Annotated in this window: 23 protein-coding genes and 2 pseudogenes; 11 read left to right on the top strand and 14 right to left on the bottom strand. The window is 72.6% G+C overall.

The window, feature by feature from the left end; genetic code table 11:
* Window positions 1–321 precede the first annotated feature (321 nt).
* The 3 genes from OHB00_RS39075 to OHB00_RS39065 all read left to right on the top strand — a co-directional run bounded on the left by OHB00_RS39075 (window position 322) and on the right by OHB00_RS39065 (window position 2,246).
* Entirely contained in the window at window positions 322–744 is a 423-nt protein-coding gene (locus tag OHB00_RS39075) for a cupin domain-containing protein (RefSeq protein WP_406442134.1), read from the top strand.
* 174 nt (window positions 745–918) lie between these two features.
* The gene (locus tag OHB00_RS39070) at window positions 919–1,185 is read left to right on the top strand and encodes a WhiB family transcriptional regulator (RefSeq protein ID WP_406442132.1); all 267 of its coding nucleotides are present in this window, start codon (window positions 919–921) and stop codon (window positions 1,183–1,185) included.
* A gap of 503 nt (window positions 1,186–1,688) precedes the next feature.
* Window positions 1,689–2,246, top strand: a complete 558-nt coding sequence (locus OHB00_RS39065) for a hypothetical protein (RefSeq protein ID WP_406442130.1) — start codon at window positions 1,689–1,691, stop codon at window positions 2,244–2,246.
* 23 nt (window positions 2,247–2,269) lie between these two features.
* Here the strand turns inward: OHB00_RS39065 and OHB00_RS39060 are convergent, their stop codons facing one another.
* Window positions 2,270–3,457, bottom strand: a complete 1,188-nt coding sequence (locus OHB00_RS39060) for an acyltransferase family protein (RefSeq protein ID WP_406442128.1) — start codon at window positions 3,455–3,457, stop codon at window positions 2,270–2,272.
* Between the two features lie 180 nt (window positions 3,458–3,637).
* Between OHB00_RS39060 and OHB00_RS39055 the strand changes: the two genes are divergently transcribed.
* The 4 genes from OHB00_RS39055 (at window position 3,638) to OHB00_RS39040 (ending at window position 7,304) form a co-directional block, all read left to right on the top strand.
* Window positions 3,638–4,408, top strand: coding sequence for a maleylpyruvate isomerase N-terminal domain-containing protein (locus tag OHB00_RS39055; protein ID WP_406442126.1), 771 nt, complete (start codon window positions 3,638–3,640; stop codon window positions 4,406–4,408).
* Window positions 4,409–4,520: 112 nt separating this feature from the next.
* Window positions 4,521–5,522, top strand: coding sequence for an NAD-dependent epimerase/dehydratase family protein (locus OHB00_RS39050; protein ID WP_406442124.1), 1,002 nt, complete (start codon window positions 4,521–4,523; stop codon window positions 5,520–5,522).
* 200 nt (window positions 5,523–5,722) lie between these two features.
* Entirely contained in the window at window positions 5,723–6,448 is a 726-nt protein-coding gene (locus OHB00_RS39045; RefSeq protein WP_406442123.1) for a glycosyltransferase family 2 protein, read from the top strand.
* 229 nt (window positions 6,449–6,677) lie between these two features.
* A complete protein-coding gene (locus OHB00_RS39040) occupies window positions 6,678–7,304 on the top strand; it encodes a DUF2064 domain-containing protein (protein ID WP_406442122.1) in 627 nt (208 codons plus the stop codon).
* Between the two features lie 56 nt (window positions 7,305–7,360).
* Here OHB00_RS39040 and OHB00_RS39035 read toward each other — a convergent pair.
* Window positions 7,361–7,895 (bottom strand): annotated as a pseudogene (locus tag OHB00_RS39035) (hypothetical protein); the annotation flags it as partial.
* A 133-nt stretch (window positions 7,896–8,028) separates the two neighbouring features.
* On the opposite strand from OHB00_RS39035, the gene OHB00_RS39030 reads away from it, so the two are divergent.
* A complete protein-coding gene (locus OHB00_RS39030) occupies window positions 8,029–9,384 on the top strand; it encodes a hypothetical protein (protein WP_406442120.1) in 1,356 nt (451 codons plus the stop codon).
* On the opposite strand, the gene OHB00_RS39025 is transcribed toward OHB00_RS39030, so the two are convergent.
* Window positions 9,371–9,871: a MarR family winged helix-turn-helix transcriptional regulator gene (locus OHB00_RS39025; protein ID WP_406442118.1), complete on the bottom strand. Its 501-nt coding sequence runs from the start codon at window positions 9,869–9,871 to the stop codon at window positions 9,371–9,373. The two genes, OHB00_RS39030 and OHB00_RS39025, sit on opposite strands and share 14 nt — an antisense overlap.
* A 111-nt stretch (window positions 9,872–9,982) precedes the next feature.
* Here OHB00_RS39025 and OHB00_RS39020 point away from each other — a divergent pair, with 111 nt between their 5' ends.
* Both OHB00_RS39020 and OHB00_RS39015 read left to right on the top strand, forming a co-directional pair.
* The gene (locus OHB00_RS39020) at window positions 9,983–11,056 is read left to right on the top strand and encodes a substrate-binding domain-containing protein (RefSeq protein ID WP_406442117.1); all 1,074 of its coding nucleotides are present in this window, start codon (window positions 9,983–9,985) and stop codon (window positions 11,054–11,056) included.
* 136 nt (window positions 11,057–11,192) lie between these two features.
* Window positions 11,193–12,896 (top strand): hypothetical protein, encoded by a 1,704-nt coding sequence (locus OHB00_RS39015; protein ID WP_406442115.1) that lies wholly within the window; start codon window positions 11,193–11,195, stop codon window positions 12,894–12,896.
* A 15-nt stretch (window positions 12,897–12,911) separates the two neighbouring features.
* Here OHB00_RS39015 and OHB00_RS39010 read toward each other — a convergent pair whose 3' ends face one another.
* The 6 genes and pseudogenes from OHB00_RS39010 to OHB00_RS38985 all read right to left on the bottom strand — a co-directional run bounded on the left by OHB00_RS39010 (window position 12,912) and on the right by OHB00_RS38985 (window position 18,171).
* Window positions 12,912–14,060, bottom strand: coding sequence for an NAD(+)/NADH kinase (locus OHB00_RS39010; protein WP_406442113.1), 1,149 nt, complete (start codon window positions 14,058–14,060; stop codon window positions 12,912–12,914).
* Window positions 14,061–14,282: 222 nt separating this feature from the next.
* Window positions 14,283–14,474: pseudogene (locus OHB00_RS39005) on the bottom strand (serine/threonine protein kinase); the annotation flags it as partial.
* Window positions 14,475–14,521: 47 nt separating this feature from the next.
* A complete protein-coding gene (locus OHB00_RS39000; RefSeq protein WP_406442111.1) occupies window positions 14,522–14,944 on the bottom strand; it encodes a TIGR03668 family PPOX class F420-dependent oxidoreductase in 423 nt (140 codons plus the stop codon).
* Between the two features lie 23 nt (window positions 14,945–14,967).
* Window positions 14,968–15,609, bottom strand: coding sequence for a phosphoribosyltransferase (locus OHB00_RS38995; protein WP_406442109.1), 642 nt, complete (start codon window positions 15,607–15,609; stop codon window positions 14,968–14,970).
* A 211-nt stretch (window positions 15,610–15,820) separates the two neighbouring features.
* Window positions 15,821–17,017, bottom strand: coding sequence for a cytochrome P450 (locus tag OHB00_RS38990; RefSeq protein ID WP_406442107.1), 1,197 nt, complete (start codon window positions 17,015–17,017; stop codon window positions 15,821–15,823).
* A gap of 131 nt (window positions 17,018–17,148) precedes the next feature.
* Complete coding sequence (locus OHB00_RS38985) at window positions 17,149–18,171, bottom strand: DUF2278 family protein (RefSeq protein ID WP_406446167.1); 1,023 nt, start codon at window positions 18,169–18,171, stop codon at window positions 17,149–17,151.
* Window positions 18,172–18,328: 157 nt separating this feature from the next.
* Here OHB00_RS38985 and OHB00_RS38980 point away from each other — a divergent pair, with 157 nt between their 5' ends.
* Window positions 18,329–18,769, top strand: coding sequence for an SRPBCC family protein (locus OHB00_RS38980; RefSeq protein WP_406442105.1), 441 nt, complete (start codon window positions 18,329–18,331; stop codon window positions 18,767–18,769).
* A gap of 38 nt (window positions 18,770–18,807) precedes the next feature.
* Here the strand turns inward: OHB00_RS38980 and OHB00_RS38975 are convergent, their stop codons facing one another.
* The 5 genes from OHB00_RS38975 to OHB00_RS38955 form a co-directional block, all read right to left on the bottom strand.
* A complete protein-coding gene (locus OHB00_RS38975; protein WP_406442103.1) occupies window positions 18,808–19,965 on the bottom strand; it encodes an XdhC family protein in 1,158 nt (385 codons plus the stop codon).
* Window positions 19,966–20,088: 123 nt separating this feature from the next.
* Window positions 20,089–21,549 carry an NCS2 family permease gene (locus OHB00_RS38970; protein WP_406442101.1) on the bottom strand — a complete coding sequence of 487 codons (1,461 nt, stop codon included), beginning with the start codon at window positions 21,547–21,549 and terminating at the stop codon, window positions 20,089–20,091.
* Window positions 21,550–21,772: 223 nt separating this feature from the next.
* Window positions 21,773–24,169, bottom strand: a complete 2,397-nt coding sequence (locus tag OHB00_RS38965; protein ID WP_406442099.1) for a xanthine dehydrogenase family protein molybdopterin-binding subunit — start codon at window positions 24,167–24,169, stop codon at window positions 21,773–21,775.
* A 5-nt stretch (window positions 24,170–24,174) separates the two neighbouring features.
* Window positions 24,175–24,762 (bottom strand): (2Fe-2S)-binding protein, encoded by a 588-nt coding sequence (locus tag OHB00_RS38960; protein WP_406442097.1) that lies wholly within the window; start codon window positions 24,760–24,762, stop codon window positions 24,175–24,177.
* Window positions 24,762–25,652, bottom strand: a complete 891-nt coding sequence (locus tag OHB00_RS38955) for an FAD binding domain-containing protein (protein ID WP_406442096.1) — start codon at window positions 25,650–25,652, stop codon at window positions 24,762–24,764. The genes OHB00_RS38960 and OHB00_RS38955 overlap by 1 nt, the downstream gene beginning before the upstream one ends.
* Window positions 25,653–25,839 lie beyond the last annotated feature (187 nt).

The following is a 25,839-nucleotide window of genomic DNA, read 5'->3' as shown; positions in this document are numbered from 1 at the left end:
CTGCCCCGTCTGCTGCGGCTTGGCGTCTGGCTGGCTCCCGCGGACAGGGTCCGGTGCGGCGGGCCGGTCGAGGTCGGTCGAGCCGCTCTTCACCCGCCACAGCGCGCATCCGGCCCGGCTGGGCGGCCAGTAGCAGACCTCGACCGCCTTCGGCGAGTGGCAGACGGTGAGTCGGCCTTCGTCCCCGTTCGGCTGCCGGTCCCCGTGTCACATATGCGGGGCATGCCCTGTCTCCCCTAGGAAGCGCGTTGCGTGCGTCTGGACATGATCGTGTGTTCCGGGCCTGGTTACGGAGGTGGGCACGTGTGGGAGAAGGACTCAGTGGACGGAGCCGACGGGCACGTGAGCCTGGACGGGGTGGGGCCCAGGACGCTGGCGCACTTCAAGCCGCCGTTCATCCCGGAGGGCTCTTCGGGGACGACCGTCGTGGTCGAATGGCCTCCCGGGCACCCCGGAACCCCGCCGCACCGGCGGTCGGGGCCGTGTTTCGGCTACGTGATCGAGGGTGCGGTGCGGTTCGAGCTCGAAGGCGAGCCGGAGCGTGTGATCAAGGCCGGTGAACCGTTGTACGAGCCCGGCGGCGACGTGATCCATTACCAGAACGGCAACGCGCTGTCGGACGGGCCGACCAGTTTCGTGGTGACCATCCTGTGCGCACCGGGCCGGCCGATGCTGACGCTGGTCGACGAGGAGGAGCTGGAGCAGCGGGCGCATCTGCGTGCCCCGCGGCCTTCGGCCGACTGAGCCACGAGCGGGACGGGGAGCGGGTCAGCCGAGCCGGGGCGTGGGTCCGGATGCGGGCCTCGTCCAGGTGCGCCGGGAGCGGACGACCGGCTCCGCCCGCGTTGCGGCCCGGACGTCGCCGCTCGGGCACCTCCCCGCCCCCCCTGCCGGATTCGCGAACGAGGTGACCATGCCATGGACTGGCGCGAGCGGGCGGAATGCCTGCGCGTAGATCCCGACCTGTTCTTCCCCATATCCGACAGCGGTTTGACGCTTCGGCAGATCGCCGAGGCCAAGGCCGTCTGCGGCCGTTGTCCTGTCATGAAGCAGTGCCTCGACTGGGCCGTGCGGGCGGGACAGGTGGAGGGGATCTGGGGCGGGACCACAGACGGTGAACGGCGGGCCGCACGAGAGCGCGCGGCACCGCGCTCCGGATGTGGTCACAACCGTCGGGGGCCCTAGCGTCCAGCTCCACCGGATCCGCCCCGGCACACGCCGTCGGCGCAAGGGTTCCCTCGCTGAGAGGACCGCCCGGCACAGCCCGCCTTCCGGCCCGCACTCACCAGTGCTCGACGAACTCGCGAGGGTCCCCCACCCAGGCAGATCACTTCCGGACCGGGCCGCGGAGGGCCGGAACCCAGCGGAGCCGGCCGGGGCGCGGGATTCGCGGCAGCGGGGGTGTGTCGGCGGGGAGGAGGGCCGTGGTGGTGCGCATGGGCACCTCGTCCACCGGGCCGGGCTCGGGCTCGGGTTCAACCCATGGAGACCGGTCCACAACCTGAGATTCCTGAAAGGCGCAGCGCGGCCGGGTCGCTGACGCCGGATCATGGCCTCGGGAATCCGCGCCGTCGGCCGGCACGGCGATGGTCAAGAGTGCGTCACATGGCCTCGGCGGCTGAGCGGGCGGGAGCCGGCCGACGTACTGAAGGGGCAGGTAGACGCGACTTCCGACGAAGGGCACCTCCTTGATTCCGCGACGCATCGGCCTGAGCCTCGCCGCAGGGCTCGCCTCCGCTTTCCTGCTGGGAGCCTGCGGCTCCTCGAACGGCACCGGATCCAGCGCCGCCGCCCCGGCCGCCCCCGCCACGTCGGCCACACCGGATCCGGCGACCTCCGCGCCTGCCGCCGTCAGCAGCAGTCCCGTGAGCGGGCAGCCGGCCACGACCGCCGTGGTGACGGCCAGGACGGCCCAGGGCCTGGGCAGCATCGTCACCGACGACAAGGGGCTGACCCTCTACCGCTACGACAAGGACCAGCCGAACCCCTCGAAGTGGACGTGCTCGGGCGCGTGCACGAAGACATGGCTGCCCGTGATCGTGCCGGAGTCCGTGCAGACCTCAGGGGTGGAGAAAAGCCTCCTCGGCACGGTCCACCGGAACGGCATGACACAGCTCACCCTCGCCGGCTGGCCGCTCTACCGGTACATAGGCGACACGGCGGCCGGACAGACGAACGGCCAGGGGAAGGACGGCGAGTGGTACGCCGTCACGCCCGCCGGCCAGAAGTCCCAGGTGACCGGCTGACAACCGGGGCCGCCTGCTTACCCTCACTTGCCCGAACGGGCCACGACAATTGATTTCCAGGACCTGTTCCGCTTGAACGGCATTTCGAAGATCTTGGAAAAAAGCCACGCCCCGAGTATCGAAACCGGCAGGCCAACAGCGAGCGTGAACCAGAACGTGGGCAGTCCGGGCGCCACGAAATGCGGAGCGACGCGGCGGATCACGGCCAGGACGATCGGAAGATGGATCAGGTACAGGCTGTAGGAGAATCCGCCGAGGCCGTGGATCGGGCGTGCCGTCAGGAGCCGTACCAGGACGGCGGGTTTTCCGGTGGCGACGGCGGCCAGCAGCATCGTCATGGCGGGAGCGATGGCGAGATCGATCCAGAAATAGTGGTTCACCGTCCAGACGGAGCCCCGGACGGCGCCAAGAGCCAGGACCGGCAGGGCGGCCAGGACGGCGAACCATCCCCAGGGCAGGCGCCGCACCCTGTCCGGCGCGGCGACGACTCCCGCGCCCAGCACGCCCGCGGCGAACACCGGGGCGAGGTGGGGAGCGAGCCAGTTGTCGCCCTCCACGGGGTTCGCGCCGGCCGCCGTCAGACCCCAGGCGATCACCGGGAGTGTCACGCACGCGGCCGACATCACGGCGCCCCAGCGCCGGCGGACGAACAGGAGCAGGGGGAAGAGGAGATAGAGCTCGGCCTCCACGCCTATCGACCAGAACGCGCCGTTCGGCGTCGGGGCGGTGACCACGTCCTGGGCGACCAGGCCGTACACCAGGACCGTCGCGCCGGTGGGCGGCCCGAAGTGCGAGGCCGGTACGACGAACCACGAGACCAACAGGCTCATGGCCAGTGCCGCCCAGTAGGGGGGAAGGATGCGCCAGGCGCGCCGCCGCAGGAACTCGCCGATGCCCGCCGGCCGCCAGCCGTGGCTGGCCGGGGAGATCGCCAGGGAGAACCCGGACAGCACCAGGAAGAAGACGACGGCCAGGCGCCCGAACATCAGCCCGCCCAGCCAGGAGGGCGCCGAACTGCGGGGATAGCCCGGGAAGGTGTACAACCAGCAGTGGAACAGGACCACATACAGAGCCGCCAGGCCACGGAGCCCGTCCAGGCCCTGCACCTGCCGGCGGCTCCCCGCTCCGGCGCCGTTCCCGCTCCCGCTCTCCTCCGGACGCACGGGGGCGGCCAGGTCGAGGGCGCTGCCGGCCGGGCGACTCGAATCCACTGAAATCGTTCAACCCTTTCTCCGGGCACCGACTGCCGTGCGTCATCGATGCCTTCGGGCGGCACGGCGCCGCCCCACAGCGACAGGTACGTGACCCCCGGGCGGGCCGTTCAACTGCAGCGGGCGGCGGTCGCCGCCACCGGGCGTTTGGGCGGCGACGGGGGCGGCTACCCATGGCGCATGATTCCCTCTCGGGTCGAGGAGACCCTGCCGGAGCTGGCCCCCTTCGTGCACGCCGTTCAGGGGCGGCGGCCCGACGACGGTACGTGGTGCGAGGCGTGGACCGTACGGGACGTCCTGGCCCACCAGACCGGCAACGCCGAGGAACTGGCCCGGGTGCTGCAGGCGTTCCTCGCCGGTGCGCCGGTGGCGACCAGGGGCTTCGAGCGGGAGGAGCCCTACCGGCGGATGTCCGACACCGAGCTGTGGTCGGCGTTCCTGAGCCGTTGCGAGAAGCTCACCGAGGTCGCCGCGGCCGCCGCCCGGGACCTGTCCCCGGACACGGAGGTGATGTGGACCGGCCGGACGGTGAAGGTGCCCTTCTTCGCGGAGCACATGCGGGAGGAGCTGATCCTGCACCGCTGGGACCTGACCGGCGACGACCGTACGGCGGTGCAGGCGCTCAACGAGCCGTGGATGACGGAGCACACCGTGACGTCCGTGGGCCGGCCGCTGCTGGAGCGCGGCCGCACCGGTCTCGACCTGGGGCCCGAGGGGCGGATCGAGGGCCGGCTGCGTACGCCCGGCATGGACGACGTCGTGGTGAGCGCCGACGCGGACGGTGCCGGCATCCGGCTCGCCGCGCCCGAGGGCCCCGCGACGATCGAGAGCGACGCGGCGGTACGCGTACTGCTGCTGTGGGGCCGCCGTCCCGCCGACCCGACCCGCTGGCACAGCGCCGCGGGCCCGGAGTCCCTGCGCAGGGTGCGCGCGCTGCTGAGCGGCTACTGAGTCGGGGCCGGGATCGGGTCAGGCCCACCAGGGGCGGCTTCGCGTCTTACGGAGTCGTGACGTGCGGGCGTGGGCGCGTGGTGCGGGGGCCGCGCGAGCCTAGCGTGGCCGCATGCGTGTACTGGTCACCGGCGGTGCCGGGTTCATCGGGTCCCATGTCGTCGAGGCGCTGGCGGCGCGCGGGCACGAGGCGGTCGTGTTCGACGTCCGCGACGATCCGGGCGCCGACGTGCGCAGCCCGGTGGCGGTCGAGCGGGCCCTGGCGGGTGTGGACGCGGTCTGCCACCAGGCCGCGATGGTCGGACTCGGCGTCGGGTTCGGTGACGCGGCGGAGTACGTCTCGCGCAACGACCTCGGTACGGCCGTGCTGCTCTCCGCGATGGCCGAGGCGGGGGTACGGCACCTCGTGCTGGCCGGGTCGATGGTCGTGTACGGGGAGGGACGGTACGAGTGCCCGCGCCACGGCGTCGTACGGCCCGGCCCGCGCGCGGTCGCCGATCTGGACGCCGGGCGGTTCGAACCGCACTGCCCGGTGTGCGGTGCCGAGCTGACGCCCGGGCTCGTCGGTGAGGACGCGCCGGTCGATCCGCGCAACGTGTACGCCACGACCAAACTGGCCCAGGAGCATCTGGCCGCCGCCTGGGCGCGGTCGACGGGCGCCTCGGCGGTGTCGCTGCGCTACCACAACGTGTACGGGCCCCGGATGCCCCGCGACACCCCCTACGCGGGGGTCGCCTCCTTCTTCCGTTCCGCGCTCGCCCGGGGTGAGGCGCCCCGGGTGTACGAGGACGGGCGGCAGCGCCGGGACTTCGTGCACGTCCGGGACGTGGCCGCCGCCAACGCGGTGGCGCTGGAGGCGGAGCCGGTCCCGGGTGTGCTGACCGCGTACAACACCGGAAGCGGCGAGCCGCACACCGTGGGCGAGATGGCCCACGCGCTGGCCGGGGCGCACGGCGGACCGCCGCCGGTGGTCACCGGGGAGTACCGGCTGGGCGACGTACGGCACATCACGGCCGACTCCTCGCGGCTCCGGGCCGAACTGGGCTGGAAGCCCGAGGTCGGGTTCGCGGACGGCATGGCGGAGTTCGCGCGGGCCGGCATGCGGGGCGCGTAGGCCCCGGACGGACCGGTGGTGCTGCCCACGATCAAGAAGCGGTGGTGGGCAGCATCACCCTCGGTGAGCTCGTACGGCTGCTGCATGCCTCCTCCCTCGCACCGGGCCGCCGCGGGCGTCGCGAGCGAGCGTGGCTCGGGGCGCGACGCCCGCGTTTCGTGAACAGTCGGGGCCCGATATGCCCGGTTCGCGTTCGTAGGGTGAGAGCCGTGACCACCTCACCCTCTTCCCCTCCCCCTTCCGCGGTGCCGGACGTGGACGTCGTCCTGCCCTGTCTGAACGAGGCGGCGGCCCTGCCCTGGGTGCTCGGCCGGATTCCGGCGGGCTGGCGCGCCCTCGTGGTGGACAACGGCTCCACCGACGGCTCGGCGGACATCGCCCTGGCGCACGGGGCGACCGTCGTCCACGAGGCGCGGCGCGGGTTCGGTGCGGCGTGCCATGCGGGGCTGACCGCCGCGACCGCAGGCATCGTCTGCTTCTGCGACTGCGACGCCTCGCTGGATCCGGGACTCCTGGTGCCGTTCGTGCGGGAAGTCCTCGACGGCGACGCCGACTTGGTGCTCGGCCGGCGACGTCCGCAGGGGCGGGGCGCGTGGCCCGCGCATGCCCGCGCGGGGAATCTGGCGCTGGCGCGGATACTGCGGCGCCGCACGGGGCTGCGCCTGCACGACCTCGGTCCGCTGCGCGCGGCCCGCCGCGAGGCGCTGCTCGGGCTGGACCTCGACGACCGGCGGAGCGGCTATCCCTTGCAGATGGTCGTCCGCGCCTCCGACGCGGGGTGGCGGATCACCGAGCACGATGTGGCGTACCTGCCGCGCGCCGGGACGTCCAAGGTGACGGGGACCTGGCGCGGCACGTGGCAGGCGGTGCGGGACATGAGCCGGGCGCTGCGGGAGCGACCCCGGGTGCAGGCCGGTGGGGGCTGAGCACGCCCAAGCGGCGGAGCCGCAAATCGATACCGCCCCGCGCCCCTGACGGGACGCCGCGCCCACCGCATCTCCACAGCCGCGGGCAGTCGTGCCTCCCCCAGTGCCTTGCCGCCCTGGGAGGTGCCCCCAGGGCGGCACGGGTGGCGCTGGGGCCCCCTGTGGGGGAGGCACCCGGCAAGCGTCCCACCCCTGGCCCCCACCGACCCGCACCATCCAAGGACCCCCCATGACCACCCTCCTCGTCATCGCCAAAGAACCCCGCCCCGGCAAGGTCAAGACCCGGCTCACCCCGCCCTTCTCCCCCGAGCAGGCCGCCGCTCTCGCCGAGGCCGCCCTCGCCGACACCCTGGACGCCGTCGCAGCGGCCCCGGCCGGCCGCCGCGTCCTGGTCCTCGACGGCGACCCCGGCCCCTGGCTGCCCCCCGGCTTCGACGTCGTGCCGCAGCGCCCCGGCGGCCTGGACGAGCGGCTCGCCGACGCCTTCGCGCACTGCTCCGGCCCCGCCCTCCTCATCGGCATGGACACCCCCCAGGTCACCCCGGCCCTCCTCACCGTGGACTTCGCGGAGTGCGACGCGTACTTCGGTCCCGCCGAGGACGGCGGGTTCTGGGCGCTGGGGCTGGCCGACCCGGACCCGGCGCTGCTGCGCGGGGTGCCGATGTCCACCCCGGAGACCGGCGCCGTGCAGCGGCAGCGCCTCCTCGCCGCCGGGCTGCGCGTCTGCGACCTGACCCGGCTGCGGGACGTGGACACCGCGGCCGACGCGACCGCCGTCGCCGCCCTCGTCCCGCACGGCCGTTTCGCCGCCCAGCTGGCCCGGTGCACGACGCACAGCGGAACGGGCCGCCGATGACCGCCTCGCCGGCCGTCCCCGGGACCGGCGCCGGCCCCTACGCCGCCGCTCCGCGCGCCGGACACGAACCACAGCGCCCCGCGCCGCGAGACGGTGGGCGCGTCCGGCCGGGGTGACGCCAACTCCGCTTCGTCCCGGCGCCGGCCCCGAACGGCCCGGAGCGCCGTCGGTGTCTTGAGCGCCGCATGTGCCAGGAACGCGGCGAAGAACACCCAGGCGCCGTAGAAGCGCAGGGGGTAGAAGGAACCGGGCGGGCGAGCGGGCCGGGGGCAGCGTGAACAGCTTCGGCACCACCGACCAGAGCTTGGCGGGCAGCACCGGGATCAGGGCGATGCCGAGGGTGACGTGCAGGCCCTGGGTGACCCGGTAGAGCCAGTGCGGGTTCGTCGGCCAGGCGAAGCGGTAGAAGCCGAGGAGGCCCTTGTCCGGGGTCTGGTCGTTCACCGGGGCCAGGTCCGGGTTGTACGCGGCGTACGACAGCAGTCCCGTCACGAACAGCACGGTGATGCCGGCGAGCAGCACCAGGCCGAGCACCGAGGTGAACCGGGTGCCGCGCAGCGGGCTGCGCCAGAAGCCGGGTGAGGTGGGCAGCCCTGGTCGTCGTGTCGCATGGTCCGACCGTAGGCCGGGGCACCCCCGGAAAGGGGTGCACGACCCATGACGAAAGTCTGATGTCAGCCGCCTGATCCACCTTTCGGCGCGACCGCCGACCTAGCGTTCCGGTGTGACCCGCGCTCCGCTCCGTGACCGGTACGCCGATCTGTCCGCCGATCTGATCGCCGTGCTCGCCGCCGCCCTGCTCGTGCTCGCCGCCGTACTGGTCGGTCGGCACCTCCAGGACACCTACCGCGTCCTGTTCGTGCACTGGCCGCCGCTGTTCGCCGACTGGGACCCGCACGTGGGCCCGGGCACCCCGGCCGCCGTGCTGGTCGCGGCCGCCGTGGCGGCGTACGGGCCGGGCCTCGCCGTCCGGCTGCCCTGGCGCGGGCTGCTGGGCGCGGCCTGGGCGGCCTGCATGGCCTGGACGTGGTCGCTGGCGCTGGTCGACGGCTGGCAGCGGGGCGTGGCGGGCCGGCTCACCAGCCCCAACGAGTACCTCACGGTCATCGGCCGCTTCCACGACATCCCGGCGGCCCTGCGCGACTTCACCCACCACATCGTCGGCGGCTCCCCGGCCCCCTGGCCTGCCCACATCGCCGGGCACCCTCCGGCGGCCACGCTCACCTTCGTCCTCCTGGACCGGGCCGGGCTGCACGGCGGCGGGTGGGCGGGCGCCTGGTGCGTCACGGTCGGCTCCTCGGCCTGTGTCGCCGTGCTGGTCGCGGTGCGGGCGCTGGCCGGCGAGCGGCTCGCCCGGCGGGCCGCGCCCTTCCTGGTCATGGCCCCGGCCGCGGTGTGGGTGGGCGCCTCGGCGGACGGGTACTTCGCGGCGGTCGCCGCCTGGGCGGTGGCCCTGCTGGCGCTCGCGGTCACCGGCCGGTCCGTGGCCTGGGCGGCGGGTGCCGGGCTGCTGTACGGGCTGACCTGCTATCTGTCGTACGGTCTGACGCTCTTCGCGCTGATCGGGGCGGCCGTGCTGGTGCTCGCCCGGCGCCGGGTGCGCGCCCGCCCGGTCGTCCTCGCCCTGCTGGTGGCGGGGGCGGCGGCCGTCCCGCTCGTGTTCACCCTTGCGGGGTTCGACTGGTGGCAGGGGTACCGGCTGCTGGTCACCCGCTACTACCAGGGCATCGGCGGGACCCGGCCGTACGGCTACTGGGTGTGGGCCAACCTGGCGTGCACGGTGGTCATCACGGGCCCGGCCACGGTGGCCGGGCTGCGCAGGGCGGGTGCCGTGCTGATCCACCGCCGTACCGCGCCCGCCGGGCAGAGGGCTCTCGCCTTCCTCGCGGGCGCCGCGCTCGTCGCCCTGCTGATCGCCGACCTGTCCGGGATGAGCAAGGCGGAGACGGAGCGCATCTGGCTGCCGTTCGCGATGTGGCTGCTGCCGGCCTGTGCGTTCCTGCCCCGGCCGCGCGCCTGGCTCGCGGCGCAGGCACTGCTTGCGCTGCTGCTGAACCATCTGCTGTTCACGGGCTGGTGACCCGGGTGGCGGCGGCCGGGTGCCGGGGGTCGTCGTCGCTCGCCGGGAGCGGGGCCCCGGCCGCCACCGAGGCCGCCGTCGTGAGGCGCAGCAGCAGGTGCGCCAGCGCTGCGCCGTCGCCGGTCTCGTCGAGCAGGCGGGTCTGGTCCGCGCGGACGCGGGGGGCGGTGCGCCGGTGGAGGTCCTCGCCGCGCGGGGTGAGGTGGAGCAGGACGCGGCGGCGGTCGTGGGGGTCGGGGCGGCGGTGGACCAGGTTGTCGGCGACCATGCGGTCGACGAGCTTGGTCAGGCTGGGCGCCGGCATCAGGGCGTGGTCGGCGATCTCGGACATCGGGTGCCCTCGGCCGTCCCCGACGAGCGACAGGACGCGCCACTCCTCGACCGTGCAGTCCTCCTCGGCCAGCACCGCGGCCAGCCGCCGCACGACCCGCCGCTCGGCATGGCTGAGGAGGTGGGCGAGGTCCGGTGAGGAGGGTACGGACGGCATTGCCGGTGTCCTTCCGGTAGGTCTACTGTGCGCGCAGAATACGAGTCTTGGCGACGGCGCCGGGGCCCGGGACCGGAATCCGCGTTCCCCATGCCCGCACGGAGGTGGCCGATGCGTCCGGCTCCGCCGAGCGATGCGCGCGGCACGCTGCTCCTCGCCCTGGTCGTGCCGTTGCAGGGGCCGGCGGGTGTCCTCGGGCCGTCGTGCGAGTCGGCCGCGCGGCTGGCCGTGGAGGAACTGAACGCCGCGGGCGGGGTGTTGGGCCGGGAGGTCCGGCTGGTCACGGTGGACGGCGGGGCGCCGCCGGCGCGGGTCGCGGCCGAGGTCGGGGCGCTGGTCTCGCTCGGCGCCGTGGACGGCGTGGTGGGCTGGCACACCTCGGCGGTACGGCAGGCGCTGCTGCCCCGGATCGCGGGGAGGGTGCCGTACGTGTACACCGCGCAGTACGAGGGCGGCGAGCGGACTCCCGGCGTCTTCCTGACCGGTGAGACCGATGTCGCCCAACTGCTGCCCGCGATGCGGCTGCTGGCGGAGACCGCCGGGGTGCGGCGCTGGTGCACGGTGGGCAACGACTACGTGTGGCCCCGGGTGACCGCCCGCACGGCACGGGCGTACGCGCGGGAGTGCGGCGGGCGGGTGCGGGACGAGGTGTTCGTGCCGCTGGGGTCGGAGGAGTTCGGGCCGGTGCTGCGCCGGATCGAGCGGTGCGAGGCGGACGCGGTGCTGATGCTGCTGGTGGGAGCGGACGCGGCCCGCTTCAACCGGGCGTTCGCCGCGTACGGGCTGCACCAGCGGTGCCTGCGGCTCAGCACGCACATGGACGAGAACATCCTGCTGGCCACCGGTGCGGACGGCACCGACGGGCTCTGGGCGGCGGCCGGTTTCTTCGAGACCCTCGCGACCGCGGAGAGCCTCGACTTCGGTGCCCGCTACACGGCCCGGTTCGGGACGCACGCCCCGGTGGTCGGGAGCCTCGGAGAGTCGTGCTTCGAGGGGGTACGGCTGCTGGCGGCCCTGGCCGAGCGGGCCAGGTCGCTGGAGGTGCGGGCGATGTGCGCGGTCGGGGACACGGTGTCGTACGAGGGTCCGCGGGGCGTCGTGCGGCTGCGCGGCAACCATCTCGCCCAACGGCTGTACCTGGCACGGGCGGACGCGTTCGACTTCCACGTCGTCACCCAGCTCTGAGCTCAACCCACGCACAAAGGCCGATACTTCCCATGGAAAGTATCAAGCTTTGTCTTTTAAAGCAGGTGAAACGTTCGGGAAACAGCGCGCCGCGACTCTTCCGTGCAAACGACCGGGGACGAGAGAGGGCAGAGTCGTGACGGAGATCGTCGGGAAAGAGGCGCCGCCGGCCGTGGCGGACGGCGCGCGGGCGGACGGCAAACGGACGTACAACGACTGGGCGCAGAACGACACGCTGGAGGACTACTCGCTGCGGTACGCGCCGAAGTCCTTCCGCCGCTGGACCCCCTACGTGGTCGCCACCACCGCGCTGGGCGGCATCGCCTATCTCGCGGACTTCGCCATCGGCGGTTCGATCGCCATCTCCAACGGCTTCTCCAGCGCGATGGTGGCGATCCTGACCGCGGCCGTGGTCATCTTCCTCACCGGCATCCCGATCTCGTACTACTCGGCCAAGTACTCCATCGACATGGACCTGTTGACCCGGGGCGCGGGCTTCGGCTACCTCGGCTCGACGCTCACGTCGGTCATCTACGCGAGCTTCACCTTCATCTTCTTCGCCCTCGAAGGCTCGATCATGGCGCAGGCCCTGGAGTTGGGCCTGCACATCCCGCTGGCCGTCGGGTACCTGATCTGCTCCCTCATCATCCTGCCGCTGGTGATCTACGGAATGACCGCGCTGTCGAAGATGCAGGTGTGGACGCAGCCGGTCTGGCTGGTGCTGATGGTCGCCCCGTTCGTGTCCATAGCGATCCAGGAGCCCGGCAAGTTCTCGGAGTTCACGCACTTCGCGGGCAACTCGCCGACCGGGTCGAGCATCAGCATGCTCGGGGTGGGCGCGGGCGCCGGTGTGGCGCTGTCGCTGATCGCGCAGATCGGTGAGCAGGTCGACTATCTGCGGTTCATGCCGGACAAGACGCCCGAGAACAGCAGGAAGTGGTGGGGTGCGGTGCTCTCCGCCGGTCCGGGATGGGTGGTGCTCGGAGCCGCCAAGCAGATCGGCGGCGCCTTCCTCGCCTTCTACATCGCCGGCAGCGTGGGGCTGGCCAAGGCCAACGAGCCGATCCAGCAGTACGTGTCCGGGTTCAAGACCTTCGCGGCGCCCGTCGCGCTCGGCCTGGCCACGTTCTTCGTGATCCTCTCCCAGATAAAGATCAACTCGACGAACGCGTACTCCGGCTCGCTGTCCTGGTCCAACTTCTTCTCCCGGCTGACACACCGTCATCCCGGGCGCGTGGTCTACATCTTCCTCAACGTCGGCATCGCGCTGGCCCTGATGGAGGGCGGCGTCTTCGGCTTCCTCAACACCGTGCTGGGCTTCTACTCCAACGTGGCGATCGCCTGGATCGGCGCGGTCGTCGCCGACCTGGTCATCAACAAGCCGCTGAAGCTGAGCCCCTCGTACATCGAGTACAAGCGCGCCCACCTGCACAACTTCAACCCGGTCGGCTTCGGTTCGATGCTGATCGCGTCGGCGGTCTCGATCGCCGCCTACTTCGACGCCTTCGGGGCGTACGGCAAGGCGTACTCGCCGTTCATCGCGCTGTTCCTGGCGATGGCGCTCTCGCCGCTGTTCGCGGTGCTGACCAAGGGGAAGTACTACATCGCCCGCGTCGACGACCTCGAAGAGCCGCTGCTCGGCCCGGACGGGCTGCCGTCGGCGGCCACGCTGACCTGCACGGTGTGCGCGACCGACTTCGAGCGGCCGGACGTGGCCGGCTGCCCCTTCCACTCGGGCGCGATCTGCTCGCTGTGCTGCAGCCTGGAGAAGGACTGCCACGACTCCTGCAAGACCGGCCCGGTCGCGCTCGCCATGCCGACGGTGCGGTCCGCGGACTGACCGGCCCTCACCCCCCTACTGCTCCGGCTCGCGCCCTGCCGCGCGGGCCGGAGCTTCGGTGTGCAGACCGTCCTCCCCGTCGGCGCACGCCTCCTCCGCCTGGCCGCGCTGCTCGGCGAGGAGCGGGAAGGAGATGTGGTCGAGGTCGGCCGGCGGGGGTGCGGTCAGCGACCACAGCGGGGGTGGCGTGCCGTCGGCGACCGCGGCCGGGGCGTCGGTCAGGTTCATCCGCTCGCGCAGCCGGCCGTAGAAGTCCATCGCCGCGAGCCGGACCACGCGCAGCCGGCTCGGGGCGGCGTACACGCCGATCCAGTCGCCCGGCTCCACGACGCCCCGCACCTGACCGTCGACGCTGACCGCGGCGGGTCCGGAACGCTCCAGGACGCGCAGGCCGACGGCCTCGTCGGGGGCGGTGACGACCGAGCGGTCGAAGGCCATGTGCGGGGCGACCGGGGTGAAGACCAGCGCCTCCGCGCAGGGCGAGACGACGGGTCCGCCGGCGGCGAAGCTGTAGGCGGTCGAACCGGTGGGCGTCGCCACCAGCAGCGCGTCCGCGGAGTAGGAGGCGAGCAGCCGCCCGGAGATGTACACGCCCACCGACACCTGGCGGTCCCGGGACAGCTTCTCAAGGACGACGTCGTTGACCGCGGTGACGTGCAGCGGGACGCCCCAGTCGGGATCCTGCTCGCAGTCCGTGCGCACCTGGGGCGGCGGCAGCATCGGCCCTCGGCCGTACTGCATCAGCTGCCCCATGTCGGCCGGCACCTCCAGGCGCCGGGAGGCCCGCATGGTCAGCAGCAGCCTGTTGTCGACGGTGTAGCGGTCCTCGCGGATCGCGTCCAGTGCCTCCCGGACCGAGCAGACCGGCACCTCGGTCAGGAAACCGACCCGGCCCAGGTCGACACCGAGGACCAGCGCCTCGTTGCGGGCGGCGAGCCGGGCGCCGCGCAGGAAGGTGCCGTCGCCGCCGAGGGTGACGATCAGGTCGGGGTCGCCCGCGGCGGCGACCTCCTCCCCGGAGTGGTGCCGTCCGCCGTCGTGCCACACGTCGATGTCGGTGCACCGCACGTCGTGCTCCGCCGCCCACGCCCGTACGGCACAGGCCGCGTCCACCGCCTCCGCGCGCCCGCCGTGCACCACCAGTCCGAGCCCGTTCACCGTCATCTCCGCCTCCAGGACACCACCGTGCTCAGCCGCTGCTCCTACGCTGTCACGGGCGGGCCGGATCTGTCGGCCGGAGCGGGATCACAGACCGAGGGAGATGGCCGGCCGGGTGAGCTCGGCGGTGGTGGTGATGTCGAGCTTGGCGCGGACACGGCGCTGGTAGGCGTCGACCGTGTGCTTGGCGAGCCCCGTCTGCCGGGCCGCCTGGAGGCAGGTGCAGCCGGCGACGATGTGCTTGAGCTGGGTGAAACGGCGCCGGAAGGTGTCGTTGCGGGCCATCTCGGGAGCCGGCAGTTTCAGGGCGACGGTCCGGTCCAGCCGCAGGTCCGTGACACGGTGGACGACGGCCATGCCGCCGCGCCCGATCTCTCCCTGGACCTCGTAGCCCGCGATGCGCGTCGCCGTCACCCACATCGTATCCAGTGGGTTCGTGGCCCGCGAGCAGATCGCGTTCGGGCAGGTCAAGGGGGCGCCGCCGCCTGCCAGCCGGTCCAGCGCGTCACCGTCACGAGGATGACCGGGCCGGCCGGGGGGTGTTCCCGGTACTGCGGGTACTTCGCGCTCAGCGGGCCGACGAGCGCCGCGTCGGCGGGCACCACCCGCGCCTCGCCGTCCGCCCGGACCCACCACAGACGGTCCCAGTCGTCGTCGTACACGTCCACGAGCAGGCTCACCGCCGACCGCGCGGTGATGTTGCGCAGCCGCTTGAGGCGGGGTGTGGTCTTGGGCTTGTGGTCCACGGCGGTGACGATCCCGTCGGCGCCGTACCGGGCGAAGACGACGGGTACCAGATGGGGGCTGCCGTGCTCGTCCACGGTCGCGAGCCGTGCCACCCGGGCGTCGGCGAACCGGCGTCGCGCCTCGCTCCCGGCCAGCTCCGGCACCGTGTCCCCCGTCCCCGCACCGATCAGGCCCGGCGCAGCGCGTCGAGCACGTCGGTGTCCGTCAGCTGCCCGAAGTCGTCGTACCACTGACCCACCGCGCTGAACAGCACCGGCCGGCAGGGGCAGACGACGAGGTCGGCCTCGGCGGCGAGCGCGTCCAGGGAGTCGGGCGCGCCGACCGGGACGGCCAGCACGGTCCGCGCCGGACCCCGGCCCCGTACGTGGCGCAGGGCCGCGCGGGCGGTGGAGCCGGTGGCGAGGCCGTCGTCGACGAGGATCACCGTACGGCCGCGCAGTTCGGGCGGCGGGCGGCCCTCACGGTAGCGGCGTTCGCGGCGGCGAAGTTCCTGCCGCTCCCGCTCCACCACGGGGGCCAGGGACTCCTCGCTCAGGTCCAGGTGGGCCAGGGTCGCCGGGTCGAGCAGCGGCGGGTCGTCACCGGCGATCGCGCCGACGCCGAACTCCTCGTGGTGCGGGGCGCCGATCTTGCGTACGACGAGCACGTCGAGCGGGGCCGCCAGCTCCCGTGCCACCTCGGCGGCCACGGCCACCCCGCCCCGGGGCAGCGCCAGCACGATCGGGTCGGGCAGCGCGCCCTTGTCCCGCAACTCGCCCAGCACGGCGGCCAGTTCACGGCCGCCGTGGGCGCGGTCCCGGTAGCGCATGGGTCGTCCTCTCCGGCCGAGGTCGGTCCCTTTCCTCCATGCTCACACCCGAGGGCGCCGAGGGCCGAGTCGATCCCGAGAATTCGCACACGCATTCTATTCTGACCCTGGCGTGCTGCGCGCGGGTCGACACGGCCTCCCAGGCCGACGCACGCGGCCGCGCCACGGGCACGAGCCAGGCCCGGCTCGGAACCGCCGACCGCCGTCGGCCCTAGACCGTCCGCCAGGTGAGGTGCAGCTCCTGTGGTGAGCGGTGGATCAGGGTCGGGCGCATGGTGACCGGACGGTCCTGTGCGAGTTGCGGATCCGGCAGCCTGCGCGTCAGCTCCGTCACCGTGACCCGGAGTTGCTCGCGAGCGAGTGGGGCGCCGACGCAGGCGTGGGCGCCGTAGCCGAAGGCGAGGTGGCGGGCGGGGGCGGCGCGGGTGATGTCGAACGCGTCGGGGCCGGGGTGCCGCGAGGCATCACGGTTGGCCGCGCCGAAGGCGACGAACAGCTCCGCCCCGGCCGGGAGTTCGGTACCGGCGAGGGTGGCCGGGCGGGTGGTCACCCGCCGGAAGCCCTGGAGCGCCCCGTCGTAGCGGGCCGCCTCCTCCACGGCCGCCGGGATCAGGTCCGGTCGCTCACACAGCAGTTCCCACTGACGCGGGTGGCCGAGCAGGTGCAGGACGGTGGTGCCGATCAGCGCGGTGGTGGTCAGATGCCCGGCGATCAGCAGGTTCTGGAGATGGGCGACAGCCTCGTGGCGCTGTTCCAGGGAGAGTTCGGCGTGGCCGGGTTCGGCCACGGAGGCGACGATCTCCGTGGCCAGGTCCTCGCGGGGATGCGTGTACCGGTCGCGGGCGCAGCGGTCGAGGACGTGCTGCATGGCGACGACGTCCTCCGCGGCGGCGATCTGCCCGGCCTCCGGCAGCGGCCGGAACAGCAACTCCTCGGCGCGTCGCCCGCCGTGCACGACGAGGGGCACGTCGGCGGGGTCGAGCCCGACGATCCGGCCGATGACCTCGCCGGGCAGCCGGGTGGCGTAGGCCGACATCAGCTCCACCCGGCCGTCCGCCACGAACCCGTCGACGAGGGCGGCGGCGCGCTCCCGGACGTACGGCAGGGCCGCCGCGATCCGGGCCGGTGACAGCGCGCGCAGCAGCGGGGCGCGCAGTCGCTGGTGCCGTTCGCCGTCCGAGGTGACCACGACCGGACGGCCGCCGAAACCGCCGCCCAGCACGGCGAGCGCGGCGGGCGCGGGCATGACGTCCGGCCGTAACGCGTTCGCCGACGAGAACTCCTCGGTCCGGCGCAGCACTTCGCGGACGTCGGCGTCCCGGGCCACCAGCCAGGCGTCCAGTTCGGGCACCCGCACCAGGCCCTCAGCGCCCCGCGCCCGTGCGTAGAGCGGGTAGGGGTCGCGCATCAATTCGTCAAGTCTGTCGTGCCTGTCGTGCAGTTCGTGTTCCACGAGACGCCCCCCGGGACGACGACGACGACGGCGGTACGGACCGGGCTCATGGTGCCGTACCGCCGCACGCTCCCGACAGAGCCGGGTCAGAAGACGACCCACCACCCTTCGCGAGCCGCCTGCTCGGCCGTGTACGACACGCCGTGCGCCTTGAGCCCGGTGGCGTCGAGGAGGGTGATCTCACCGCCGTGGTTGCCCAGTTGGGCACCGTCGGACAGCGGCACGGCCAGGGTGGCGCCGGCGGCCAGCGGACCGGCCGGTACCGGGGAGGCCTGGCCGATGCGGTTGAGCAGACGCCAGCCGGTGAGGTCGACCGGGGCGGGCGAGGCGTTGAGGAGGGTGACGGTCTCCGCCTCGGGGGCGCGGCCGGGCGGGTTGACGAGCGCGGCGACGACCCGGACCGGCTGGTCGCCGGGGGCGGGCCGGGAGGTGTCGACGTCGGGGAGGGTGTGGCCGGTGACGTCGTCGGTGTGCCAGGCCTGGCTCTGGAAGGCGAGGAAGATCCCGACCCAGCGCTCCTCGTTCCCGCCGTCGCCCGGCAGGCGGATGAGGAGACCGCCGTCCTGCCACACCCCGTCGTCGCTGGTGAAGCGGCCGCTGTTGCCCTGGTTCATGTGGATGTCGTGCACGCCGTTGCCGGGCAGGAAGCCGAACACCTTGTCCTTGACGCCGGTTTCGGGACCCCAGCGCTCGCCGAAGAGGTACAGCAGGACACGGGGGTCGCCGACGGCCCGCTGGACGTAGTGGTCGAGCAGGTCGGCCAGGTCGTTGTCGGGGCCGGGACGGTCCGCCGGCAGGACGCGCAGCTTCGCCGGGTCGAAGAGGTTGCCGCGCACGAAGTCGAGGTTGGGTCCGCCGGGTCCCGGCGGCAGCGTGTTCCAGCCGCTCGTCAGGCCCGTCAGGCGGGCGGTGAGCGGGTGCTTGAAGTCGTCGTCGACGAGGTAGAGGAGGTCGGCGGGCTGCTGCTGGGACAGCACGTTGACGGCGGCGCGGTAGTGGACGCCGGCGTCGTCGGTGAGGTGGATCTGGTAGTGCGGGGTCTCGGCGGCGCCTTCGCGCCGCACGCCGACAGCCCGCGTGATCAGTACGCCATAGGTCTTCAACGGCATGATGACCAACTCCCCGTAAAAGAAGGCGGTTTGACCGCCCATGGCGGAAATCGTACGAGCCCGGAGCCGGTCGCGGCCCCGCTTGGGCGAATCTGCCGGTCCTGTGAACACGCCGTGTGGGACCCGCGAACGGTGACCGGTTCCCTACGATCGTGCCGTGGTCAACTTCCTCCTTCAGCGGACGGCTCCGCTGCCGATCGACGAGGCGTGGCGCCGGCTCACGAAGTGGTCCCGGCACGCCGACGCGGTTCCGCTGACCCGGATCACCGTGCTCACCGATCCCCCGACCCACGAGGGCACGGTCTTCGTGGCGCGCTCCGGTCTCGGACCGCTGTCCTTCGAGGATCCCATGGAGGTGACCGTCTGGCATCCTCCCGAGGACGGCGGCCCCGGCCGGTGCCGGCTCGTCAAGCGCGGCCGGGTCGTGCTCGGCTGGGCCGAACTGGAGGTGCACCCCGGCCCCGGCGGCCGTACCCGGGTGGTCTGGCACGAGGAGCTGCGGATCCGGGGGCTGCCGTCGGCCTTCGACCCGCTGGTGCGCAAGGCCTCCGAGGCGGTGTTCGGGCGGGCCGTCAACTCGCTGCTCCGACGGTCCTGACCGCGGCTCCGGACATGCTCCTGGGTGTGTTGCGCGCCCTAGGCAACCGACCCGATCCGCCGCGCCGGGAGCGGCGAGGACGCCGCGTCGTGGTGGATCGGGGTGTGCGCGCCGGTCAGGGAGATCCCGCTGCCGCCTCTGCGGTTCGCGACGATCTCGGCCGCGATCGACAGCGCGGTCTCCTCGGGCGTACGGGCGCCGAGGTCGAGGCCGATGGGTGACCGGAGGCGGGCCAGTTCCAGCTCGGTGACGCCGACCTCGCGCAGGCGCTCGGTCCGGTCCAGGTGGGTGCGGCGGGAGCCCATCGCGCCGACGTAGGCCACCGGGAGGCGGAGGGCGAGCCGGAGCAGCGGGACGTCGAACTTGGCGTCGTGGGTGAGGACGCACAGGACGGTACGGCCGTCGACCTGTGTGCGGTCCAGGTACCTGTGGGGCCACTCGCCGACGATCTCGTCGGCCTCCGGGAAGCGGGTCGTGGTTGCGAAGACGGGGCGCGCGTCGCACACCGTCACGTGGTAGTTCAGGAACTTGCCGACGCGGACCAGCGCGGACGCGAAGTCGATCGCGCCGAAGACGATCATCCGGGGCGGGGGGACGGACGACTCGACCAGCACCGTGAGCGGTGCTCCGCACCGGGAGCCCCGCTCTCCGATCTCCAGGGTGCCGGTGCGGCCCGCGTCCAGGAAGGCGGCCGCCTCGGCGGCGACCGTACGGTCCAGTTCGGGGTGGGCGCCGAAGCCGCCCTCGTGGGAACCGCCGGCGTCCACCAGAAGGGCACGGCCCAGCAGCTCCGGCGGCCCGGCGACGATCCGTGCGAGGGCCGCCGCCGCCCCGCGCGCGGCGGCGGCCAGCGCGGCCGCGACCACCGGCCGGGCGGGATCGGCCGCCCGTACCGGGGTGACGAGGATGTCGATGACGCCGCCACAGGTCAGGCCGACGGCGAAGGCGTCCTCGTCGCTGTACCCGAAGCGCTCCAGGACGGTCTCCCCGTCCTCCAGCGCCTGCCGGCACAGCTCGTACACGGCGCCCTCCACGCAGCCGCCGGAGACCGAGCCGAGGGCGGCGCCCTCGGCGTCCACCGCCAGCGCGGCGCCGGGCTGCCGCGGGGCACTGCCGCCGACCGCCACCACCGTGGCCACGGCGAAGTCCCGGCCGTCGGCGACCCACCGCTCCAACTCCCCAGCAATGTCGAGCATGTCTCGGTCTCCTTGAAACGAGGTCAGGCACAGGCGCCCCCGAAGGGGCGCGGGGAACGGCGCGACCAGCCACAGCGAACCCGCGCCCGACCGCCGTCCCGTCGGCTCTCCCGGCGGAGCGGCCTAGCGGACGCCCAGCCAGCTCTCAATGGGATGGAGGGCGAAATAGACCAGGAAGATCCCTGTCAGGCCCCACATGAATGCCCCGACTTCCCGCGCCCTGCCCTGAGCTGCCTTGATGGCGGCGTAGGAAATGACACCTGCGGCCACTCCGGTGGTGATGGTGTAGGTGAAGGGCATCAGGACGACCGTCAGGAACACCGGAATGGCGGTGCCCCGGTCGGCCCAGTCCACGTGCCGGGCGTTCATCAGCATCATCGCGCCGATGACCACGAGGGCGGCCGAGGCGACCTCCTGCGGGACGATCGCGGTGATCGGGGTGAAGAACAGGCAGGCCGCGAAGAACAGGCCGGTGACGACGGAGGCGAGCCCGGTACGGGCGCCCTCGCCGACCCCGGTCGCCGACTCGATGAAGACGGTCTGCCCCGAGCCGCCCGCGACCCCGCCGATCGCGCCGCCCGCGCCGTCGATGAACAGCGCCTTGGACAGGCCCGGCATACGGCCCTTGTGGTCGGCCAGCCCCGCCTCGGTGCCGACGCCGATGATGGTCGCCATCGCGTCGAAGAACCCGGCGAGCACGAGGGTGAAGACGATCAACGCCACCGTCATCGCGCCGACCTTGCCCCAGCCGCCGAACTCGACATGCCCGAAGAGCGAGAAGTCCGGCATGGAGACGGCGGAGCCGTGCAGTTCGGGGGCGGCACCGTTCGCCCACTGCCCGGGGGCGATGACCCCGAGGCCGTTCAGCGCGGCTGCCACCACCGTGCCGCTGATGATGCCGATCAGGATCGCGCCGGGGACGTTCCGGGCCTGGAGCATGAAGATCAGCAGCAGGGTGCCGGCGAAGAGCAGTACCGGCCAGCCGGCCAGTTCGCCGGCCGGGCCGAGGGTGACCGGGGTGGCCTTGCCCTGGTGCACGAAGCCGGCCTTGTAGAAGCCGATGAGGGCGATGAACAGGCCGATGCCCATGGTGATGCCGTGCTTGAGCGCCAGCGGGATGGCGCTCATGATCATCTCGCGTAGGCCGGTGACGACCAGGAGCATGATGACCACGCCGTACATCACGCACATGCCCATCGCCTGCGGCCAGGTCATCTGCGGGGCGACCTGCGAGGAGAGCACGCCGGAGACGGAGAGGCCGGCGGCGAGCGCGAGCGGCACCCTGCCGACGAAGCCCATCAGCAGCGTGGTGAAGGCCGCCGCGAACGCCGTCGCGGTGATCAGCGCCTTCTGGCCGAGTGTGTCCCCGGCCGCGTCCCTGCCGGACAGGATCAGGGGGTTGAGCAGGAGGATGTACGCCATCGCCATGAAGGTCGTGACGCCGCCGCGCACTTCACGTGCGACGCTCGATCCTCGCTGGGATATGTGAAAGTACCGGTCGAGCCAGGACCGTCCGGCCGGGACGCGGGTGCCTTCTCCCGCGTCTTCGGCGGTGGCCCTGGGTTCGAGTGACTGCTGGGTCATGGTGCCGTCTCCCAAGGTTCACAGGGGCCCCCGTCTCGCCGCCTCGGGCGGTGGACGGGATTTGGGAAGTGCATGACCCGGGGGACGGCCCGGTGGTGCACGCTTGTGGGGTTCTGCGCCGGGGAGCCGAGCGGTTCACCGGCGCCGGGGTGCCGTTGCGCCCACCCGTGCCGCCCTGGGGCACGACTGCCCGCAACGGCATGCGGCGTCATCAGATCACCGTTTATGCGGTGCCCGTCAGGTGCTCCGGGCGTACCGGCGTCCGGTTCAGCTCCAGGCCCGTCGCGTTGCGGATCGCCGCGAGGACCGCCGGAGTCGACGACAACGTCGGTGCTTCGCCGATGCCGCGGAGCCCGTACGGCGCGTGGTCGTCGGCGAGTTCGAGGACGTCGACCGGGATGGTCGGCGTGTCGAGGATGGTCGGGATCAGGTAGTCCGTGAAGGACGGGTTCCTGACCTTCGCGGTCTTCGGGTCGACGATGATCTCCTCCATCACCGCGATGCCCAGGCCCTGGGTCGTACCGCCCTGGATCTGGCCGACGACGGAGAGCGGGTTGAGCGCCTTGCCGACGTCCTGGGCGCAGGCCAGCTCGATCACCTTGACCAGGCCCAGCTCGGTGTCCACTTCGACGACCGCGCGGTGGGCGGCGAAGCTGTACTGGACGTGGCCGTTGCCCTGCCCGGTGTGCGGGTCGAACGGCACGGTCGGCCGGTGCCGCCACTCCGCCTCGATCTCCACGGCCTCGTCGCCGAGGACGTCCACCAGGTCGGCGAGCACCTCGCCGCCGTCGGTGACGACCTTGCCGCCCTCCAGGAGCAGTTCGGCGGTGGCCCAGGCGGGGTGGTAGGTACCGAACTTGCGGCGGCCCAGGTCCAGGACCTTCTCCCGGACCAGCTCGCAGGAGTTCTTCACCGCGCCGCCGGTGACGTACGTCTGCCGGGAGGCCGAGGTCGAACCCGCCGAGCCCACCCGGGTGTTCGCCGGATGGATGGTCACCTGCGCCACGCCGAGCTCGGTGCGCGCGATCTGCGCGTGGACGGTCACCCCGCCCTGCCCGACCTCCGCCATCGCGGTGTGCACGACGGCGACGGGCTCGCCGCCGACGACCTCCATGCGCACCCGCGCGGTCGAGTAGTCGTCGAAGCCCTCGGAGAACCCGACGTTCTTGATGCCGACCGCGTAGCCGATGCCGCGTACGACACCCTCGCCGTGGGAGGTGTTGGACAGACCGCCGGGCAGCTGACGTACGTCCGCGCCCTCGCTGCTCTCCCACTGGCGCTCGGGCGGGAGGGGCATCGCCTTGACGCGGCGCAGGAGTTCGGCGACGGGTGCCGGGGAGTCGACCGGTTGCCCTGTCGGCATGACGGTGCCCTGCTCCATGGCGTTCAGCTTCCTGAACTCCACCGGGTCCATGCCGAGTTGCCTGGCCACCTTGTCCATCTGCGCCTCGTAGGCGAAGCACGCCTGGACCGCGCCGAAGCCGCGCATCGCGCCGCAGGGCGGGTTGTTGGTGTACAGGGCGATGGCCTCGATCTCGACGTCGTCGACGACGTACGGTCCGATGCCGAGCGAGGAGGCGTTGCCGACGACCGCCGGGGAGGCGGAGGCGTACGCACCGCCGTCGAGCACGATCCGGCACTTGACGTGCGTCAGCTTGCCCTCGCGGGTGGCCCCGTGCTCGTAGTAGAGGCGGGCCGGGTGGCGGTGGACGTGCCCGAAGAAGGACTCGAAGCGGTTGTAGACGATCTTCACCGGTTTGCCGGTGCGCAGGGCCAGCAGGCAGGCGTGGATCTGCATCGACAGGTCCTCGCGGCCGCCGAACGCGCCGCCGACGCCGGCCAGCGTCATCCGCACCTTGTCCTCGGGCAGGCCGAGCACCGGGGCGATCTGGCGCAGGTCGCTGTGCAGCCACTGGGTGGCGATGTAGAGGTGGACGCCGCCGTCCTCCTCGGGTACCGCGAGGCCGGACTCGGGGCCGAGGAAGGCCTGGTCCTGCATGCCGAAGTAGTACTCGCCCTTGACGATGACATCGGCCCTCCTGGCCGCCTCGTCCGCGTCGCCGCGGATGATCGGCTGGCGGTGCACGATGTTCGGGTGCGGGACGTGGCCGATGTGGTGGTCGTCGCGGCCCTCGTGGACGAGGACCGCGTCGGGCGCGGTGGCCGAGGCCTCGTCGGTGATGACGGGCAGCTCGCGGTACTCGACCTTGATCTTGGCGGCCGCGCGGCGGGCGGTCTCCGGGTGGTCGGCGGCGACGATCGCGACCGGCTCGCCGTGGTGGCGCACCTTGCCGTGCGCGAGGACCGGGGTGTCCTGGATCTCCAGGCCGTAGTTCCTCACCTCGGTGGGCAGGTCGTCGTACGTCATGACGGCGTACACGCCGGGCAGGGCGAGGGCCTCGCCGGTGTCGATCGACACGATCTCGGCGTGCGCGACCGTGGAGCGGAGGATCTGGCCCCAGAGCATGTCCTCGTGCCACAGGTCGGACGAGTACGCGAACTCGCCGGTGACCTTGAGGGTGCCGTCCGGGCGGAGCGTGGACTCGCCGATGCCGCCCTTGGTCCGGGACCCCTGGGTGACCTTGGTGGGCGTGCCGAGGGGGGCGCTGTTGCTGGGCATCCGGCTCAGACCGCCTCTCCCTGCCGGGCGGCCGCGAGGCGGACCGCGTCCATGATCTTCTCGTAGCCGGTGCAGCGGCACAGGTTGCCCGAGAGCGCCTCGCGGATGTCCGCGTCGGTCGGGTTCGGGTTGCGCTCCAGCATCTCGTCGGCGGCGACCAGCAGACCAGGGGTGCAGAAACCGCACTGGACGGCGCCGGCGTCGATGAACGCCTGCTGGATCGGGGAGAGCGCCGCGTGCGGGAGTGGGCCGGCGGCTTCGCCGGTCCGGGAGTCCTGGCCCTTGGCGGCCCACGCCTTCGCCTCGTCCAGCGAGGTCCCGCAGGAATCACCGCAGGCCCGCTGCCTGGCGTAGTCCGCGAGTCCTTCGACCGTGACCACCTCGCGGCCCTCGACCTGTCCGGCCGCGACCAGACACGAACACACGGGCACCCCGTCCAGCCGGACGGTGCAGGACCCGCACTCCCCCTGCTCGCAGGCGTTCTTGGAGCCGGGCAGGCCCAGGCGCTCCCTCAGGACGTACAGCAGGGACTCGCCCTCCCAGACGTCGTCGGCTTCCTGCGGGCGTCCGTTGACGGTGAAGTTGACGCGCATCAGGCGACACTCCCCTTCTGCTGAGTGGTGCCGCGGTACGACTCCCAGGTCCACGTGAGCGTCCGGCGGGCCATCACGCCGACCGCGTGGCGGCGGTAGCTCGCGGTGCCCCGGACGTCGTCGATCGGGTTGCAGGCGGCGGCGCACAGGTCCGCGAACTGCTTGGCGACCGACGGTGTGATGATCTTCCCGTTGTCCCAGAAGCCGCCCTCGTCGAGCGCCGCGTTCAGGAAGTCCTCGGCGGTCCTGGCGCGCACCGGCGTCGGGGCGGCCGAACCGATCCCGGTCCGCACGGTCCGCGTCGCGGGGTGCAGGGCGAGCCCGAAGGCGCACACGGCGATCACCATCGCGTTGCGGGTGCCGACCTTCGAGTACTGCTGCGGGCCGTCGGCCTTCTTCACATGGACCGCGCGGATCAGTTCGTCGGGCGCGAGGGCGTTGCGCTTCACACCGGTGTAGAAGTCGTCGATGGGGATGAGCCGGGTGCCGCGCACCGACTCGGCCTCGACCTCGGCGCCCGCCGCGAGGAGCGCGGGGTGGGCGTCGCCGGCCGGGGAGGCGGTGCCGAGGTTGCCGCCGACGCCGCCGCGGTTGCGGATCTGCGGGGAGGCGACGGTGTGCGAGGCGAGGGCCAGGCCGGGCAGCTCGGCGCGCAGGTGCTCCATGATCCGGGTGTACGGGACGGAAGCGCCGAGCCGTACGCTCTCCCCGCCGGCCTCCCATTCGTAGAGATCACCAATGCGGTTCAGGTCGAGAAGGTACTCGGGCCGGCGGTGGTCGAAGTTGATCTCGACCATCACATCGGTGCCACCCGCGATCGGCACTGCGGTGGGGTGCTCGGCCTTCGCGGCGAGCGCCTCCTCCCAGCTGGCGGGGCGAAGGAAGTCCATGACCGGCTCTCTTCTCCGTCTCGTTACGTCTCGTGAGTCGTTCGGATTGAGCCAATCCGTGTGCGGCGGGCCCGGCTCGTTCATGTCCTGTTGACGCGGAACGAGGCCAGTACACCGCCCCTTGCTCCAGCGGGGTCAGTCACCGAAACCATGAAGGAGTTGGCTGGCCAGCACGGCCATCTTGTAG

The sequence above is a fragment of the Streptomyces sp. NBC_00631 genome, from assembly GCF_045206895.1.
GTDB lineage: Bacteria > Actinomycetota > Actinomycetes > Streptomycetales > Streptomycetaceae > Streptomyces.
Note: the sequence above shows the minus strand (reverse complement) of the source record. Positions and strands in the feature narration are given on the sequence as shown.

Bases quoted from the DNA above. Each gene is read 5' to 3' on its own strand.
- OHB00_RS38970 (WP_406442101.1), bottom strand. From the start codon at position 21,549: ATGACCCAGCAGTCACTCGAACCCAGGGCCACCGCCGAAGACGCGGGA.
- OHB00_RS39010 (WP_406442113.1), bottom strand. From the start codon at position 14,060: ATGACGGTGAACGGGCTCGGACTGGTGGTGCACGGCGGGCGCGCGGAG.
- OHB00_RS39050 (WP_406442124.1), top strand. From the start codon at position 4,521: ATGCGTGTACTGGTCACCGGCGGTGCCGGGTTCATCGGGTCCCATGTC.
- OHB00_RS38975 (WP_406442103.1), bottom strand. From the start codon at position 19,965: ATGCTCGACATTGCTGGGGAGTTGGAGCGGTGGGTCGCCGACGGCCGG.
- OHB00_RS39020 (WP_406442117.1), top strand. From the start codon at position 9,983: ATGCGTCCGGCTCCGCCGAGCGATGCGCGCGGCACGCTGCTCCTCGCC.
- OHB00_RS38955 (WP_406442096.1), bottom strand. From the start codon at position 25,652: ATGGACTTCCTTCGCCCCGCCAGCTGGGAGGAGGCGCTCGCCGCGAAG.
- OHB00_RS38960 (WP_406442097.1), bottom strand. From the start codon at position 24,762: ATGCGCGTCAACTTCACCGTCAACGGACGCCCGCAGGAAGCCGACGAC.
- OHB00_RS38985 (WP_406446167.1), bottom strand. From the start codon at position 18,171: ATGCCGTTGAAGACCTATGGCGTACTGATCACGCGGGCTGTCGGCGTG.
- OHB00_RS39055 (WP_406442126.1), top strand. From the start codon at position 3,638: ATGATTCCCTCTCGGGTCGAGGAGACCCTGCCGGAGCTGGCCCCCTTC.
- OHB00_RS38965 (WP_406442099.1), bottom strand. From the start codon at position 24,169: ATGCCCAGCAACAGCGCCCCCCTCGGCACGCCCACCAAGGTCACCCAG.
- OHB00_RS38990 (WP_406442107.1), bottom strand. From the start codon at position 17,017: ATGCGCGACCCCTACCCGCTCTACGCACGGGCGCGGGGCGCTGAGGGC.
- OHB00_RS39040 (WP_406442122.1), top strand. From the start codon at position 6,678: ATGACCACCCTCCTCGTCATCGCCAAAGAACCCCGCCCCGGCAAGGTC.
- OHB00_RS39070 (WP_406442132.1), top strand. From the start codon at position 919: ATGGACTGGCGCGAGCGGGCGGAATGCCTGCGCGTAGATCCCGACCTG.
- OHB00_RS38995 (WP_406442109.1), bottom strand. From the start codon at position 15,609: ATGCGCTACCGGGACCGCGCCCACGGCGGCCGTGAACTGGCCGCCGTG.
- OHB00_RS39025 (WP_406442118.1), bottom strand. From the start codon at position 9,871: ATGCCGTCCGTACCCTCCTCACCGGACCTCGCCCACCTCCTCAGCCAT.